Annotated in this window: 14 protein-coding genes; 7 read left to right on the top strand and 7 right to left on the bottom strand. The window is 44.2% G+C overall.

All coding sequences use genetic code 11. The features are described 5' to 3' along the window. Nucleotides 1-119 precede the first annotated feature (119 nt). The 3 genes from R7Q48_RS10405 to R7Q48_RS10395 all read right to left on the bottom strand — a co-directional run bounded on the left by R7Q48_RS10405 (nt 120) and on the right by R7Q48_RS10395 (nt 2,660). Nucleotides 120-353: a hypothetical protein gene (locus R7Q48_RS10405; RefSeq protein WP_262682488.1), complete on the bottom strand. Its 234-nt coding sequence runs from the start codon at nt 351-353 to the stop codon at nt 120-122. A 173-nt stretch (nt 354-526) separates the two neighbouring features. Next, nucleotides 527-1,315, bottom strand: a complete 789-nt coding sequence (locus tag R7Q48_RS10400) for an HNH endonuclease (RefSeq protein ID WP_262682486.1) — start codon at nt 1,313-1,315, stop codon at nt 527-529. Nucleotides 1,316-1,448: 133 nt separating this feature from the next. Beyond that, entirely contained in the window at nt 1,449-2,660 is a 1,212-nt protein-coding gene (locus R7Q48_RS10395; protein WP_262682483.1) for a tyrosine-type recombinase/integrase, read from the bottom strand. A gap of 180 nt (nt 2,661-2,840) precedes the next feature. Between R7Q48_RS10395 and sbcB the strand changes: the two genes are divergently transcribed. The 5 genes from sbcB (at nt 2,841) to purT (ending at nt 8,009) form a co-directional block, all read left to right on the top strand. Further along, nucleotides 2,841-4,262, top strand: coding sequence for an exodeoxyribonuclease I (gene sbcB, locus R7Q48_RS10390; protein WP_206959128.1), 1,422 nt, complete (start codon nt 2,841-2,843; stop codon nt 4,260-4,262). A 55-nt stretch (nt 4,263-4,317) separates the two neighbouring features. Beyond that, a complete protein-coding gene (locus R7Q48_RS10385; RefSeq protein WP_005397786.1) occupies nt 4,318-4,692 on the top strand; it encodes a CidA/LrgA family protein in 375 nt (124 codons plus the stop codon). Nucleotide 4,693: 1 nt separating this feature from the next. Beyond that, the gene (locus R7Q48_RS10380; protein ID WP_005377888.1) at nt 4,694-5,371 is read left to right on the top strand and encodes an LrgB family protein; all 678 of its coding nucleotides are present in this window, start codon (nt 4,694-4,696) and stop codon (nt 5,369-5,371) included. A gap of 431 nt (nt 5,372-5,802) precedes the next feature. Continuing rightward, nucleotides 5,803-6,690 carry a cytidine deaminase gene (gene cdd / locus R7Q48_RS10375; RefSeq protein ID WP_206959126.1) on the top strand — a complete coding sequence of 296 codons (888 nt, stop codon included), beginning with the start codon at nt 5,803-5,805 and terminating at the stop codon, nt 6,688-6,690. A gap of 143 nt (nt 6,691-6,833) precedes the next feature. After that, entirely contained in the window at nt 6,834-8,009 is a 1,176-nt protein-coding gene (gene purT, locus R7Q48_RS10370) for a formate-dependent phosphoribosylglycinamide formyltransferase (protein WP_021033842.1), read from the top strand. 72 nt (nt 8,010-8,081) lie between these two features. Here purT and R7Q48_RS10365 read toward each other — a convergent pair whose 3' ends face one another. Next, complete coding sequence (locus tag R7Q48_RS10365) at nt 8,082-8,732, bottom strand: thiopurine S-methyltransferase (RefSeq protein WP_154204661.1); 651 nt, start codon at nt 8,730-8,732, stop codon at nt 8,082-8,084. A gap of 315 nt (nt 8,733-9,047) precedes the next feature. Between R7Q48_RS10365 and R7Q48_RS10360 the strand changes: the two genes are divergently transcribed. After that, complete coding sequence (locus R7Q48_RS10360) at nt 9,048-9,827, top strand: phosphoribosylglycinamide formyltransferase (protein WP_213969510.1); 780 nt, start codon at nt 9,048-9,050, stop codon at nt 9,825-9,827. Between the two features lie 121 nt (nt 9,828-9,948). On the opposite strand, the gene ihfA is transcribed toward R7Q48_RS10360, so the two are convergent. Beyond that, entirely contained in the window at nt 9,949-10,245 is a 297-nt protein-coding gene (gene ihfA / locus R7Q48_RS10355) for an integration host factor subunit alpha (protein WP_005377899.1), read from the bottom strand. A gap of 534 nt (nt 10,246-10,779) precedes the next feature. Here ihfA and R7Q48_RS10350 point away from each other — a divergent pair. Next, nucleotides 10,780-11,661, top strand: a complete 882-nt coding sequence (locus R7Q48_RS10350; RefSeq protein WP_005377901.1) for an AEC family transporter — start codon at nt 10,780-10,782, stop codon at nt 11,659-11,661. Between the two features lie 213 nt (nt 11,662-11,874). Here R7Q48_RS10350 and pheT read toward each other — a convergent pair whose 3' ends face one another. Both pheT and pheS read right to left on the bottom strand, forming a co-directional pair. Then, the gene (pheT, locus tag R7Q48_RS10345) at nt 11,875-14,280 is read right to left on the bottom strand and encodes a phenylalanine--tRNA ligase subunit beta (RefSeq protein WP_005385469.1); all 2,406 of its coding nucleotides are present in this window, start codon (nt 14,278-14,280) and stop codon (nt 11,875-11,877) included. Nucleotides 14,281-14,298: 18 nt separating this feature from the next. Next, entirely contained in the window at nt 14,299-15,282 is a 984-nt protein-coding gene (pheS, locus tag R7Q48_RS10340) for a phenylalanine--tRNA ligase subunit alpha (protein ID WP_005385470.1), read from the bottom strand. Nucleotides 15,283-15,397 lie beyond the last annotated feature (115 nt).

Raw genomic sequence — 15,397 nt, 5'->3', positions numbered from 1 at the left:
CACTCCGTTAAAAAGGGCAGGCAAGCAATACATGAGCTTCTGAAAAACACCTTAAACACAAGACTCCACGCGTGCTAAATCCCTCTTAATCGCTTGTTATGTAAATTTAATTTCTCAAGCTATTTAATAGACGAAAATAACAGTTCTGCTTTTTCTTGACTATTCAAGTATGCACCAGAATTAGGGTCGTTTACGAGTAGAAGAATGTTATTTAAGAGCTCTTTTAAAGTGATAAGCTCCCAATCTGACAGCTTACCCAAATCAGCCACAGTCAAGGAATCAATAATTGGATTCACTTCGTGGGATTTTATCTCTCCTTTTGAGAGCAAAGTTTTAATTTGGCTTAGGTTCATATTTACCTCTGTAATCTGGTTGGAAATCAAAACTGATTTGTAGTACGCGATTCATATAACGCTCTGTTAAGGGTTGAGCTACGCAATACAAAAGCCGCCTCATACCACCTGAATCACTTAAACCAACGCATGGTGAAAATGCCACGCGTTGCGAATCCCTCTTGAACAGTTCGTTAGCCCTCTGAACTCAAGGCTTGTTGCTCATCTATAAAGCTCTCCAGAGCACTTCTCCACTGTGTCCAGTTACGAACATCTTTTGTAAGTTCTTCTAAAGATTCAATTTTAGCGCCATACTCTACAGCCTCTTTTAGAAGCTGAATTGCTTTTGCATCGTTACAATATGAAACTCTATTTCTCAATATTCCGCGTATGTAGTACAGGCGATTTAAGTCAGGATTTTCTCTTTTCATGCGTTTGTTTGAGCAAATACCCGGAACTTTCGACCAAGCTTCCTCGACTGAATCATGGACTACACCCTCTGAATCGTATTCGAGATATTGGTCGGTAGCCAATTTCATTGCTTGCATGATCTCTGATATTTCAAATCTGTTGTTTAATTTCTTCAGTGACTTATGCCCATTTTCATTTAGATGATACCCCGGCACTAACTCACCCCAATAATCAGCAAGTTGAGTTATTACTTCGCTATCGAGCTCGAGTAAACCTTTTTGCCAATTGAACATCATTTCAATTTGCTCTTTACGCTCTTGTAACGCCTCTAACTGGTCTCTTTGCTTTTCAAGCACTGCATTATCACATAACTCTCTATTTGACTTACCCCGGTTACAATCAAAACAAGACGTTATCAAATTAAGTAAATCATTCGTCCCTCCTATCGAGACTGGCTTAATATGGTCTACTTCGAGAAGGACATCTGGAGCTTTGCTGCCGCAGTATTGGCACGCGAAAGAATCACGTTTAAATACCTCAAATCGAATTTTTTTAGATAAACTTTTTCTCATATTCGTACTTCTTCCGAGGAGGGCTAACGCTTATTAGGAGGCTTAAAGCCGTCCTTTCTTCCATTATCTTGCCAACTTTCATTAGTAGGTTCAAAAGTTGATCGGCGAGTTAGTGAGCTATGACACTAATTGGTCAGCAACTCGTATACAAATTCACGGCTACTTTTTCATGCTCCAGTTCTTTTTGTACTTGCGCAAACAAAGCATCTGCGAACTTTTCGTATGCTTCTTTTTGGTCTGATAGCCAGTCATGCTTGTTGTAGATTGCCATTACGCCGACCAGCTCATGCCCGAGCATTTTTTCTGTAACGTGTGGCATGGTGCCGAGTTCTGAACAGGTGGTAGAGATACTGCGTCTAAAATCGTGGGTACGCCAGTGAGGAAGGTTCAGGTTATCACGTAACCTTCTTATGTAACGGTTTGCTGCGGATATACAGATAGGCTTATGAAGGGATGCGCCAGGGAAAAGGTATTCATCATAGATGTTCATCAACCTTTCCAGCATCGGCTTGATGTGTTTTGGGATGGGTCTGCGAATGGTGTTACCCATTTTGCTGAGTTCTGGTGGTACCGTCCAAATGTCGTTGACCATGTCGAAGTGTTCACGCTTGGCCAAGCGAAGCTCTGATAGTCGGTTACCCCATAACATTGTTATTAAGTGTAGGTTCTTGGTCGATGTTCCTGCTTTGCTGCGCTCAATCGCGATCCAAACTTTGGCAAGTTCAGGAAGTGATAGAACTCGGTCACCGGCACTTGGTGACTCACCAACATCTTGCTGTCTGATTTTCTCAAAGTGCGTCCCATCGATAAGGAACTTAGATTTACAGAAGTTAAGACAGGCGCGCATTTTAGAAAATGCAGAGTTAGCCGTCTTCGGATTCTTCTTGGCGATGTCATCGAACCAACGCATCCATTCCCGCGCGGTGATCTTCTCTACGTCGACATCAGGAAAGGCATTGTAAAAGTAGTTGTTTGCCACCGAGCGATAAAGCACCTGCGTCCCCTCTTTCTGAGTCGAGACTTTGTGCTCAAACCAGTAGTCGAGACAGTCCTTCAGAGTAACAAAATCCGTCTCACCAGTAAGGGCTATCTCTGGGTTTCTTCCCTCTTCTTTAAGTTCAAGCATCCTTTTATGGATTTGCCTTGCATTCTTGAGGGTGGTTATCGGATACTTGCCTATACGAATGCGTTTGTTTTTACCATTAAACCTGCAACGGTATTGGAACGTGATGTTTGCTTTGGGTGATATCTTCGCTATTAGTCCTTCGCCGTCATTCAGTTCTGCCGGGCCGCTATATTCGCTTAGTTTTGCAATAGCTTTTAGCTGCTTGTCTGTAATGCTCAAGTTGTCTACCTTAAATTAGGACGCAGCACTTACAAAATTTGGACACATTTTTAGACGCAAGTGCAAATGTAAAACGCGTAAAAACAATTAAAACCTAACGAAAAGATAGCACATAGAACACTGCTAATCGACTGATATACAAGGCTAGTTTTGAAGAACAACGAACAGAAAAAGACATCCATGAATAATACCGAACAGCCTACATTCTTCTTCTTTGATTATGAGACATGGGGAACCAACCCCGCGAAAGATCGCCCAAGCCAGTTTGCTGGTGTTCGTACAGATGAAAACTTTAATATCATCGGCGAGCCTTTAGTCATGTACTGCCAGCCACCTGCTGATTATCTTCCGTCTCCTGAAGCTGCACTTATTACTGGTATTACTCCGCAAAAAACGGTTCAAGAAGGCCTTTCTGAGCCAGAGTTTATCGCTAAGATTCACGCTGAACTCGCGAAACCCAATACTACCAGTTTAGGCTACAACAGCATTCGCTTTGATGACGAAGTGACCCGTTATACTTGTTATCGCAACTTTATCGATCCATACGCATGGAGTTGGCAAAACGGTAACTCACGTTGGGATTTACTCGATGTACTACGCGCGTGCCATGCCCTTCGCCCAGAAGGCGTAGAATGGCCAGAAAACGAAGATGGCTTCACTAGCTTTAAATTAGAACACTTGTCTGTGGCTAACGGCATAGAACATAGTAACGCGCACGATGCCATGGCAGATGTGGTTGCGACTATCGAAATGGCAAAGAAAGTAAAAGCAGCGCAACCAAAATTGTTTGATTACTTTTTTTCTATGCGCCAAAAGCGCAAGCTCAATGATTTAGTCGACATCGTCAACATGACACCGTTGATGCACGTTTCAGGCATGCTAGGGCGCGAATGCCAGTACACTAGCTGGATTGTGCCTGTTGCTTGGCATCCAACCAATAATAACGCCGTTATCACCATCGATTTAGCGAAAGACCCTCAACCTATTCTTGAGCTATCCGCAGAAGAGCTGCACGAAAGACTCTACACGAAGCGCGAAGATCTTGGTGAATTGCTACCAGTGCCAGTTAAACTAGTTCATTTGAACAAATGCCCTATTCTCGCCCCTGCAAAAACGTTAACGGCTGAAAATGCAGAGTCTATTGGCATTGATCGCCAACAATGTCTCGCCAATCTCGCTTTGTTGCGCCAACATCCTGAAATTAGAGAAAAGCTGATTAGCCTCTTTTCAGTCGAGCGCAAATTCGATAAAAGTGATGACGTCGATACACAACTTTACGACGGGTTCTTTTCTCCAGCCGATCGCGCAGCTATGGATATCATTCGCGAAACCGATCCGAATAATCTTGCTGCATTAGACATTGAATTTGATGACAAGCGCATTAAACCTCTATTGTTCCGCTATCGTGCGCGTAACTTCCCAGGCACATTAAACGAGCAAGAACAAAGACGCTGGGCATTACACTGTCGAGAAGTGTTTGAAAGCCAAATTGAAGAGTACATGCTGAATTTAGAAAACTTAGTTCACGAACATGAAAGTGACGAAAAGAAGATTGCGATATTAAAATCCGTGTACCGTTATGTAGAGAGCTTAGCTTCTTAACTCCTCCTAATACAAGCGCACCTTATGGTGTGCTTGTTGTTTATATACTGTCAAAATGATTAAAGAACGATTCTTACAACTGATCCAACTGCTCATTTCAATCTTCCTCATCATGGGGGCACTTGGCATCGGAATTACCATTCAAAAGTTCACTGGCGTTTCCGTCCCAGGAAGTGTCATCGGTATGCTCGTACTGTTTTTCTCTATGACTCTTGGGCTTGTAAAGGTCGATTGGGTCAAACCGGGCGCCACGCTATTTATCCGCTACATGATTTTGTTGTTCGTTCCTATTAGCGTGGGATTAATGCAACATTTCGATATGCTACTCGCTAATGCCCTCCCTATCATTGCTAGCGCAGTTGGAGGCTCACTCATTGTACTAGTCAGCCTCGCTTGGCTGCTGGACTACTTGCTAAAGGAGAAGCACTGATATGTGGTTAGTTGTTACCATTGCGGTTTTTCTTGTCGCGCGCCAAATCGCAATCAAAGTGAATAATCCTCTAGCAAATCCTTTGCTGATCAGTATTGCAGTGCTCATTCCTTTGCTTACTTACTTAAATGTACCGTTTGAAACGTATTATGCGGATAACGAAGGGATCAGTTTTTTACTTCAACCAGCCGTAGTTGCTCTGGCTTACCCGCTATATGAACAACTACCACAGATTAAAGCAAACTGGCGAATCATCACTTTTGCTTGCACAGTAGGCAGTGTGATGTCGATGATGACAACCACCTTGATCGCAGTCGCTTTCAAAGCAGATATCAGTTTAATCGCAAGTCTAGTGGGTAAATCCGTCACTACGCCAATAGCAATGGAAATTTCGAGTCACCTCGGTGGTGAAGCTGCCGTTGCGGCGATCTTGGTTCTGATTGTTGGTTTATTGGGCGCGATTTTGGCATACCCAATTTACAACTTAATTGGAATTAAACACCCGATTGCACGTGGTCTGACAATGGGTACAGTCTCTCATGCCTTAGGCACCGCTACTTGTGCAGAGAAACAGCCCATAGATGCCGCGTTCTCATCACTCGCATTGGTTTTATGTGGGATCATAACTTCTATTTTGGCTCCAAGTTTTTTTGCTTTGGCGGTCTGGCTATATCAATAGTTAAGCGCTCTCGGTCTGCCCTCCTTCCGGCAGGCCGTAGCCTTTCCGTTTCTTACTTATCCCTTTTCAAAACCCTATCTTATCTATCAAACTCACCCAGTAATATCGTGAAGGGACTTGACTGAGATATACATTCATAGCATGAGCATTCTAGGTGCTACCACTCGCTCTAGATTACGTAGGTATAAAGTAGCGTAGCGGTAAAAGTCGCGTTAGTAACATACTCCTGCTCCTTGGTCATATGAATATATACTGATATGGTTAATTGTGAGACGGAGATAACGCTTCACACCTGTGCAATCGAATACATGTGTGAGCTCACTCTAATTATGTAACAGAATTATCAATTGCATTATTTATCGTGATCTAACGCACGGAACATTTCTATCTTTCACATAGAATAACTGTCCATGCAATAACAAGGATTCAACATGAAAAGTCGCATTGAACAGGCGCTAGCAGGCGCTCCAGAAGCACTTTCCAAACAACTTGCTCCTATCATCCAAGCTGATGATTTTGATGCTACGCTTTCAGTTCAACAATTTGAGCAGTTGCTTTCAGCTACCGGTCTATCAGACAAAGAGCTTCGTGTTGCGCTACTTCCTTTTGCCGCAGCGTACTCCTATGCTCCCCTTTCTGACTTTTATGTCGGCGCTATCGTTCGTGGTCTTTCAGGTCGCCTTTACTTCGGTGCCAACATGGAATTCTTTGGTGTACAGTTGGGTCAAACGGTTCACGCAGAGCAGTCTGCGATTAGCCATGCTTGGATGAAAGGCGAACGTGGTGTTAAGGATATCACTATCAACTTCAGCCCATGTGGTCACTGCCGCCAGTTCATGAATGAGTTATCTACCGCAAACGAGCTTAAAATCCAGCTCCCAGAACGCGAAGAAAAGTCACTTCATGAATACCTGCCTGAAGCCTTTGGACCAAATGATCTCGGTATCGAGTCCGGCTTAATGGCAGAAGTTAAACACCAATTCTCATGTGATGATGAAGACGCACTCATCCAAACTGCAGTTGAAGCGATGAACATGAGCCACTCTCCATACACCAACAACTTGAGTGGTTTAGCATTAGAGATGACTAGCGGTCGTGTATTCCAAGGCGCTTATGCAGAAAATGCAGCGTTTAATCCTAGCTTGCCACCGCTACAAGTTGCGCTAATCCAAGTTTTACTTGCGGGTGAAACCTTTGACAGCATCAAAGCCGCTGCATTGGTAGAGAACTCAGAAGGTAAGATCAGTCATTTAGCCGATACGCAATCAACGTTGGAAGCGTTGAATCCAGATATTCCGCTTAGTTTTGTCAACGTATAAACGACAAATTCAACAAAAAGCTCTACAACATGTAGAGCTTTTTTATTACCTAAAAACCAAAAGCAAACGTTTGCTTTGTCATAAAACTTCAGTATGATCTCCTGCAATTTCTGTCTCATCACTCTATTTTGTAAGGGAACACTATGTTTGGCACTGCAACTAGCGCAAATGCTACCCGTGTATTACTTTTAGGCTCTGGCGAACTCGGTAAAGAAGTCGCCATTGAATGCCAGAGACTTGGTTTAGAAGTGATTGCTTGTGATCGCTATGCCAATGCTCCAGCGATGCAAGTCGCTCACCGTAGTTATGTTATCGACATGTTAGATGGGAACGCCTTAGAAGAAGTTATTACGAAGGAACAACCTACTTACGTCGTACCAGAAATTGAAGCCATCGCAACCGGCAAACTGGTAGAGCTTGAAGAAAAAGGACTGAATGTTGTTCCAACCGCTAAGGCAACCAGGCTAACAATGAATCGTGAAGGTATCCGACGTTTGGCAGCAGAAGAACTGGAATTGACGACTTCACCTTATCGTTTTGCAGATAACTTTGAAGACTTCAAAGCCGCGGTTGAACATGTGGGTATTCCGTGCGTGGTGAAGCCAGTGATGAGCTCTTCCGGTAAAGGGCAAAGTGTTATCAAGACCGAAGACGACGTTACAAAAGCATGGGATTACGCTCAGGAAGGCGGACGTACGGGTGCAGGTCGCGTTATCGTGGAAGGTTTTATCGACTTCGATTACGAAATCACTTTATTGACCATCAGAGCCGTTGACGGTGTGCATTTCTGTGCTCCAATTGGTCATCGTCAGGAAGATGGCGACTACCGCGAATCATGGCAACCGCAAGCTATGTCAGAAAACGCAGTAAAAGCAGCTGAATACACGGCTGAGAAAGTGGTAAACGCGCTCGGTGGCTACGGCATCTTTGGTGTAGAGCTGTTTGTCAAAGGCGATAAAGTCATTTTCAATGAGGTCTCTCCTCGCCCTCACGATACGGGTATGGTTACAATGATTTCGCAGGAAATGTCTGAGTTTGCTCTCCACGTGCGCGCGTTTACCGGAATGCCAATTAATAATATTGTGCAATATGGCCCATCTGCGTCTGCTGTTATTCTTGGACAAGGAACTTCCACAAACATTCGCTTTGAAAACCTAAGCAAAGCTTTAGCTCAACCTCAAACACAAGTTCGTCTATTCGGTAAGCCAGAAATCGATGGCCGCCGCCGTTTAGGTGTTGTCCTTACGCGACGAAAAACCACCGAAGAAGCCGTTCAAGATGCTGTTGAAAGTGCTTCAAAAGTGAATATCATTTATTAAATACGAACCACTCATACAAAAATAGCGCAGCTCAAATTGCTGCGCTATTTCGTGTTCCAAACCGAAGAGAGCCTATTCACTCTCGATTAAGTACACTTCTTCAGAGAAGCGACTTAAGCCTTTTTTCACAATTTTAGGATGATTCTCGTCAGCTTCATCTACGTTCAAACAAGTAACTTTGTAACCTGAAAATAACTGCTCAATCTCTTCGACCGGCACGCTAAATGGAGGCCCCGCCATCTCTTCTTGAGGATAGTTGAGTGTAACAAGCAAAATACGACCGCCTGGGTTCAGCAGTTGCTTGAGACGCTCTACATACTCCTCTCGCATATCTTGCGGTAAAGCAACCAACGCGGCGCGATCATAAATGATATCGGCTTGAGATAGTGGTGCAGTGAAAAAGTCCCCAGTATAAATAGAGAGCTCATCAAATTGATAAAGCTCGTGCTTGCCATTAAGAGGCGTTACCGTTGGCGTGTAAAAATGTTCAGCAAAAAAGGCACGCACAGCAATATGGCTTAGCTCAACACCTTCAACCGAATCATGCTTCATCGCTAGCCAAATCAAGTCTTCTGACTTTCCACATAAAGGAACTAACACTTTATCTTCACGCTTTGGATTAGTGTGTTTCCAATATACTGGTAATAGCGGGTTTACATCTTCCAAGTGAAATCCGATCTGATTGCTGGCCCATTTGTTATGCCAAAATTCTTGGTCTCTCATTTTACTTTCTACTTGTCGGCTGTTTTCATTTTGAGAGGTAAGACTAACGTTTTTTTTCAATTTGTCTATGCCGTTCATCTTTGGTTAATACTGCGGTGATAGGATGTAATCGGTCTCATAGGAGACGCGCCTCTATCTGATAATCAGAATAAAGAAAAGAGAAATGGTGATCTAACGCACGATTCTACTTCAAGATAAAACTGAAACCTTGGAATCTTTCGTAATGGCCCCATTTATAAGTTAGTACCTGATTTGCCGAACTTAGCGACCTTTATGTTCCCTATTTTCTAAGTACAAGCAAGTTAAGGAGAGTGAATGAGCTTATTTCTTCGTACTACAGCATTGATGCTTTTGGTACTTAGCCGTGCACCGGCATTTGCCGCACTTCCAATTACCCCTGCGCCTAGTGGCGAACAAAATCGTTCAACCAGCCAAAACGAAGTTTGTTCGAAACTTTTTAAACACAGCCTTAGCGGTTTATATGGCATTCAGTCAATCGACACCACACCAACTCAGCCATATTCTGACTTCGACATTCTTTACAGCAAAGCTCACCAAGCGCAATTTGAACTTGAAACTATCTGTAAAAGTACCGCACTTCTTAATGATGCTCAGCCATACTTCGCAGGCGTGAAATCCAAACAACGAGCAGAAGAAAAGATAGCTTTAGAGTTAGATGGGAAAGTTGAACGTATTACTGACCTAGCACGTGCAACGATTGTAGCTGAAGACGTCGCGAGTTTAGTCTCCATTTATGAAACGTTAGAGCGTGAAACAACGATTGTGAAAGTAAAAAATCGATTCAAAAAACCTGGCCCTTCAGGATATAGAGACTTGAACTTGCTCGTTCGTTTACCAAAAACAAACCTAGTAGCCGAAGTTCAACTGCACTTGAAAGCAATCGCAGATGTAAAAAGCGGTCCCGAACACGACCTATACGAAAAAATCCAGAAACTAGAACGTCAAGCGATGTTGGAAAAACGTGAGCTAAGCGAAATAGAGCTTGCCTCTATTCGCAACATGCGTACACAGTCTAAGAACATGTACCAACAAGCATGGCAACCATACTTAACAACGCATCTAGAAGCGGCGTAACCGATATCATTAAGCGTCTCTCATAAACAGAAAAACCACCGCATTGCGGTGGTTTTCATTTGTATGCACACGAATTTTACGCAAAAAAAGACCACGCCTTAGCGTGATCCATTTATTCGGCTTACTGTACTTTCTTCAGGTTTTCTACACGAGCTTTTAACTTCTGACCCGGGCGAAAAGTCACTACACGTCGAGCAGTAATTGGAATATCTTCACCAGTTTTCGGGTTACGACCAGGTCGTTCATTCTTGTCACGAAGATCAAAGTTACCAAAACCTGACAGTTTTACCTGTTCGCCACTTTCCAGTGCCTTACGAATCTCTTCAAAGAACACTTCCACCGTTTCCTTGGCGTCCCGCTTACTAAATCCTAATTTATCAAACAGGTTTTCTGCCAGTTCGGCTTTTGTGAGCGCCATAAAACTTTCCTCAAAGCTATGTTAAACAATGCTACGTTAGTGTAGCGCCAGAGCAGTTTTACCCTACCAATTCAACAACATATCGGGGTTACATCAGGAAGTGTATGACAAGCTTATGATTTTCGCCAACTTTTTTCTTGGCGAACAAAAGGAATAGCACTACGTAAATTATTGTTAAACACCAGAAATTTGATATTTTTGTTTTTGTTTCATCTTTATCAGGAAAAACATCCAGATTATAAAACTAAAAGTAGTTTAAATATCAACATTAAACACTATTTAATAAAAATATCAGATATTGGTTATTTAACAGACACTTGACATAGAACTTGTCGTAAATTCAGTGATTTGTATGTAACTCGATACGTAACAATTAGATTAAAAGGTATGACCACCTGTACTTTGCAACTGTGCTTAGAAAGCTTGATTAAACCCACGCTTCTCGCTGTTTAACGATGACGCCATATATAAAGATTGATAATGTGGAAGTTCGTGTATTTCCTCATTAGCTTCTTACACTGCTTCTAGGCGACCATGATTAATCAAATCATAAATATTCTTTTCCCTGTTTTTGCTCTTGTCGGAGTTGGCTATTTGGTCGGTCGTTACATCAAGCCTGACTTTCGCCCAATAAACCGCATTAATATTGAGGTATTTACGCCAGCACTGGTATTTTCGTCACTCGTTAGCATGCCGCTCGATTCAAATCAGGGGCCGCTTCTTTTGGCGGCAATTGTCGCGGTTTTAATTCCCGCACTACTCATGATCCCGGTATGTCGATGGACGTCACTCTCGTTTAAAACCTGGGCGCCACCACATATGTTTCGCAATAGCGGAAATCTAGCTATTCCTTTGTTTACCTATACGTTTGGAGAAATTGCGCTGTCGTCAGCAGTGCTTTTATTTGTCGTGTCAGCATGCTTGCATATCAGCTTAGGCGTAATGCTGCTTAGTCATGGCAACCCTTTTAAGCAAATAGTCAAGATGCCAATCTTTTTAGCAGCGTCGTTGGCTCTGTTTCTCAACGTGTCAAATGTGGGTGCATGGGCGCCTTTATACGAAGCCACGGCTCTACTTGGGCAAGCGGCCGTACCCGTGATGCTTTTATCTCTGGGGGCACAAATGTGTCATTTAAGGTTGGACGGTTTAAAGATTGGTGTGTTGTGTACCGTGCAGTCACTGGCAACTGGTGCTGTCGCTTTTGCACTTATTTATTGGTTAATTCCCCTTCCAACGATGCAATTGCAAATGATGGTGCTCTTCACAATGCTGCCGCCAGCCGTCATGAATTACCTATTTGCGGAAAGGCTGAATATAGAACCCATGAAAGTGGCGTCAATGGTACTATTTGGCAACTTTTTCAGCATTCTTACGCTACCTCTTCTGCTTAGCTATACCCTCTCACTCGCTGCCTAACCGCCAACAAGCTATCGTTAGCGTGTATTAGCTGAAAAACAATACGTTCCTAATCTCGGGTAAGGGCCATCCCTAGTTTGGTCTAGTATTTTAAAGTAATGAGGGGTGATGCGAGCAGTAAGGAACTTGAACAACGATAAGGTAATCCTAAAAATAAAAAACCCTGCCGAGCTGGCAGGGTTTTCATTTCTTAAGAAGATGCGTTACGCGAGATTAGTCACGTAGAGACGCACCAAACTTCTCAGAAACGTGAGCAACGATAGCGTCAACCGCACCCGCGATATCTGCATCTTCAAGCGTACGCTCAAGTGACTGTAGAGTCAGAGCGATTGCTAGGCTCTTCTTACCATCTTCAACGCCTTTACCTACGTAAACGTCGAACAGTTTCGCATCTTTAAGGAACTCGCCACCTTGCTCTAGACAAGCGTTAACGATGTCACCAGATGCAACAGCTTCATCCACTACTACCGCGATATCACGACGGTTTGAAGGGAATTTAGAAAGTGCTACCGCTTCTGGGATCACTTTGCTGTTAATTGCAGACCATTCGATTTCGAATACGATAGTACGACCGTTTAGACCGAACTTACGCTCAAGCTCAGGGTGAACGGTACCGATCACGCCCACTTCTTTGCCATCTACGATGATTGCCGCAGATTGACCTGGGTGAAGTGCTGGGTTAGCTTTTTTGCTTTCAGGTGACAGTGCAGCGAAAGAGTACGCTTTTTCGTTCGCAGATAGCTCTAGAATCGCTTCTAGATCGCCCTTAAGGTCGAAGAAATCAACCGTGTTAGTTTCGATATCCCAATGTTCTTCACCGCGAGTACCAGCAATAACACCTGCAAGCATAGGCTCTTGGCGCATGCCGTTTTCTGCAGTTTCACATGGGATGAAACGTAGGCCGTATTCGAATAGACGAACGCGTGGCTGTTGACGCTTCTGGTTGTGAACAACCGTGTTCAGCAGACCTTGGATAAGACCAAGACGCATTGCTGACATGTCTGCAGAAATTGGGTTTGGAAGCACTAGAGGCTCAACACCAGGTACAACTAGCTTTTGTTGCTCAGGCTCAACGAAGCTGTATGTAATTGCTTCGTGGTAACCACGGTCAACAAGAAGATCACGAACGCGTTTCAGTGGAAGATCCGCTTCAACGTGGTTGTGCATCTTAAGTGCTGCTGCTGGGTGTTGGTTAGGAATGTTGTCATAACCGTAGATACGGCCAACTTCTTCAATCAGGTCTTGCTCGATAGCGATATCGAAACGCCATGTTGGCGCTACTGCCATCCAACCTTCTTCTGAAGCTTCAACAGTCAAACCTAGACGCTCTAGGATTTCTACTACGTCGCTATCTGCAATGTGGTGACCTAGCAGGTTGTCTAGCTTAGTACGACGTAGAGCAACTTTGTTTGGCTTAGGTAGGTCTGCTTCAGACTCTACTGCAACAACAGGTGCTACTTCACCGCCACAGATCTCAACAAGAAGCTGAGTTGCACGCTCCATTGCGCTCACTTGTAGTGCGTAATCCACACCACGCTCGAAACGCATTGAAGAATCAGTGTGAAGACCGTAGCTACGTGCGCGGCCACGGATGTGGTCAGGTGCAAAGAATGCACACTCTAGTAGAACGTCTTTAGTCTCAGTTGTTACACCAGACTCTTCACCACCAAAGATACCTGCGATTGCAAGTGCTTTGTTGTGGTCAGCAACTACTAGTGTATCTGCGTTTAGTTCTGCTTCGTTGCCGTCAAGAAGCGTTAGCTTCTCACCTTGCTCAGCCATACGAACTACGATGCCACCTTCGATCTTCGCTAGATCGAATGCGTGCATTGGTTGGCCTTGCTCTAGAAGAACGTAGTTAGTGATGTCTACTACAGGGTCGATAGAGCGAATACCACAACGACGCAGTTTCTCTTGCATCCATAGTGGTGTTTCAGCTTGAACGTTTACGTTCTTAATAACACGACCTAGGTAACGAGGACACGCAGCAGGAGCTTTCACTTCGATAGACACTTTATCGTCGATTGAAGGGGCAACTGCTTCTACTGATGGCTCAGTCACGTCAGCACGGTTTAGTACGCCAACTTCACGAGCTAGACCACGAATGCTGAAACAGTCAGCGCGGTTTGCTGTTAAGTCTACGTCTACTGTTACGTCGTCTAGACCTAGGAATTCACGGAAATCAGTACCGACTACTGCGTCTTCTGCTAGTTCCATGATACCGTCTGACTCAACGTCGATACCTAGTTCAGTGAATGAACAAAGCATGCCGTGAGATGGCTGGCCACGTAGTTTCGCTTTTTTGATTTTGAAATCACCTGGAAGAACAGCACCAACTGTTGCTACTGCTACTTTCAGACCTTGGCGACAGTTAGGTGCGCCACAAACAATGTCTAGAAGCTCTTCTTCACCCACGTCAACTTTAGTTACGCGCAGTTTGTCTGCATCTGGGTGTTGACCACATTCAACAACGTGACCGACTTTAACGCCAGTAAAAGACCCTGCAACAGGTAGAACGTCGTCTACCTCTAGACCGGCCATTGTAATTTGGTGAGTTAGCTCGTCAGTAGTAACCGCAGGGTTTACCCACTCACGAAGCCATGATTCGCTGAATTTCATGTTGATGAACCCTCTGGATTACTTGAACTGTTTTAGGAAACGAAGATCGTTCTCGAAGAACGCACGTAGGTCGTTCACGCCGTAACGAAGCATTGTTAGACGCTCAACACCCATACCGAATGCGAAACCAGAGTATTTTTCAGGATCGATACCTACGCTACGTAGCACGTTCGGATGAACCATACCGCAGCCTAGTACTTCTAACCATTTACCGTTTTTGCCTTTCACGTCTACTTCAGCTGAAGGCTCAGTGAATGGGAAGTAAGATGGACGGAAACGTACTTCTACTTCTTCTTCGAAGAAGTTACATAGGAAATCGTGCAGGATGCCTTTCAGCTGAGCAAAGTTTACGTTCTCATCAACCAGCATGCCTTCCACTTGGTGGAACATTGGCGTGTGCGTTTGGTCGTAGTCGTTACGGTATACACGGCCTGGTGCGATGAAACGGAATGGTGGTTTACCATTTTCCATCGTACGGATCTGTACGCCTGACGTATGAGTACGAAGCATCAAGTCTGGGTTGAAGAAGAAAGTATCGTGGTCAGTACGCGCTGGGTGATCAGCTGCGATGTTTAGCGCATCGAAGTTGTGGAATGCATCTTCGATCTCTGGGCCAGCCTCGGTGTTAAAACCAAGTTCGCCAAAGAACTTCTCAATACGCTCTACAGTACGAGTTACTGGGTGTAGACCACCGTTTTCAATACGACGACCTGGTAGTGTTACGTCGATTGTTTCTGCTGCTAGTTTCGCTTCAAGCTCAGCACGTTGTAGTGCATCTTTACGAGCTGCGATAGCTTGCTGAACTACGCCTTTCGCTTTGTTGATCTCTTGACCAGCTTCACGGCGTTCTTCTGGTGGTAGTTTGCCTAGGCTTTGAAGTTGAGCAGTTAGCTCACCTTTTTTACCCAGATACTGAACACGCACTTCATCAAGTGCGACTAGCGATTCGGCAGCTTCAATTGCAGTGCTCGCGCTAGCAATGATCTCTTCTAGATGTTGCATCGTTTCCTCATCTACCTGTAGGTAGTGTCCATAAGGGAGTGATTGGTTTTTTGATAGCTGTACATAGTAGCCAAACCGGGCACCAATGCCAAATTGAATTACGAAAAGAAGAGGT

Source organism: Vibrio sp. 378, from assembly GCF_033339435.1.
This window is presented reverse-complemented; position numbering and strand designations above follow the sequence as displayed.

Coding starts and splice junctions, on each gene's coding strand:
- R7Q48_RS10405 (WP_262682488.1), bottom strand. CDS start 353: ATGAACCTAAGCCAAATTAAAACTTTGCTCTCAAAAGGAGAGATAAAA.
- R7Q48_RS10400 (WP_262682486.1), bottom strand. CDS start 1,315: ATGAGAAAAAGTTTATCTAAAAAAATTCGATTTGAGGTATTTAAACGT.
- sbcB (WP_206959128.1), top strand. CDS start 2,841: ATGAATAATACCGAACAGCCTACATTCTTCTTCTTTGATTATGAGACA.
- R7Q48_RS10385 (WP_005397786.1), top strand. CDS start 4,318: ATGATTAAAGAACGATTCTTACAACTGATCCAACTGCTCATTTCAATC.
- R7Q48_RS10380 (WP_005377888.1), top strand. CDS start 4,694: ATGTGGTTAGTTGTTACCATTGCGGTTTTTCTTGTCGCGCGCCAAATC.
- cdd (WP_206959126.1), top strand. CDS start 5,803: ATGAAAAGTCGCATTGAACAGGCGCTAGCAGGCGCTCCAGAAGCACTT.
- purT (WP_021033842.1), top strand. CDS start 6,834: ATGTTTGGCACTGCAACTAGCGCAAATGCTACCCGTGTATTACTTTTA.
- R7Q48_RS10365 (WP_154204661.1), bottom strand. CDS start 8,732: ATGAGAGACCAAGAATTTTGGCATAACAAATGGGCCAGCAATCAGATC.
- R7Q48_RS10360 (WP_213969510.1), top strand. CDS start 9,048: ATGAGCTTATTTCTTCGTACTACAGCATTGATGCTTTTGGTACTTAGC.
- ihfA (WP_005377899.1), bottom strand. CDS start 10,245: ATGGCGCTCACAAAAGCCGAACTGGCAGAAAACCTGTTTGATAAATTA.
- R7Q48_RS10350 (WP_005377901.1), top strand. CDS start 10,780: ATGATTAATCAAATCATAAATATTCTTTTCCCTGTTTTTGCTCTTGTC.
- pheT (WP_005385469.1), bottom strand. CDS start 14,280: ATGAAATTCAGCGAATCATGGCTTCGTGAGTGGGTAAACCCTGCGGTT.
- pheS (WP_005385470.1), bottom strand. CDS start 15,282: ATGCAACATCTAGAAGAGATCATTGCTAGCGCGAGCACTGCAATTGAA.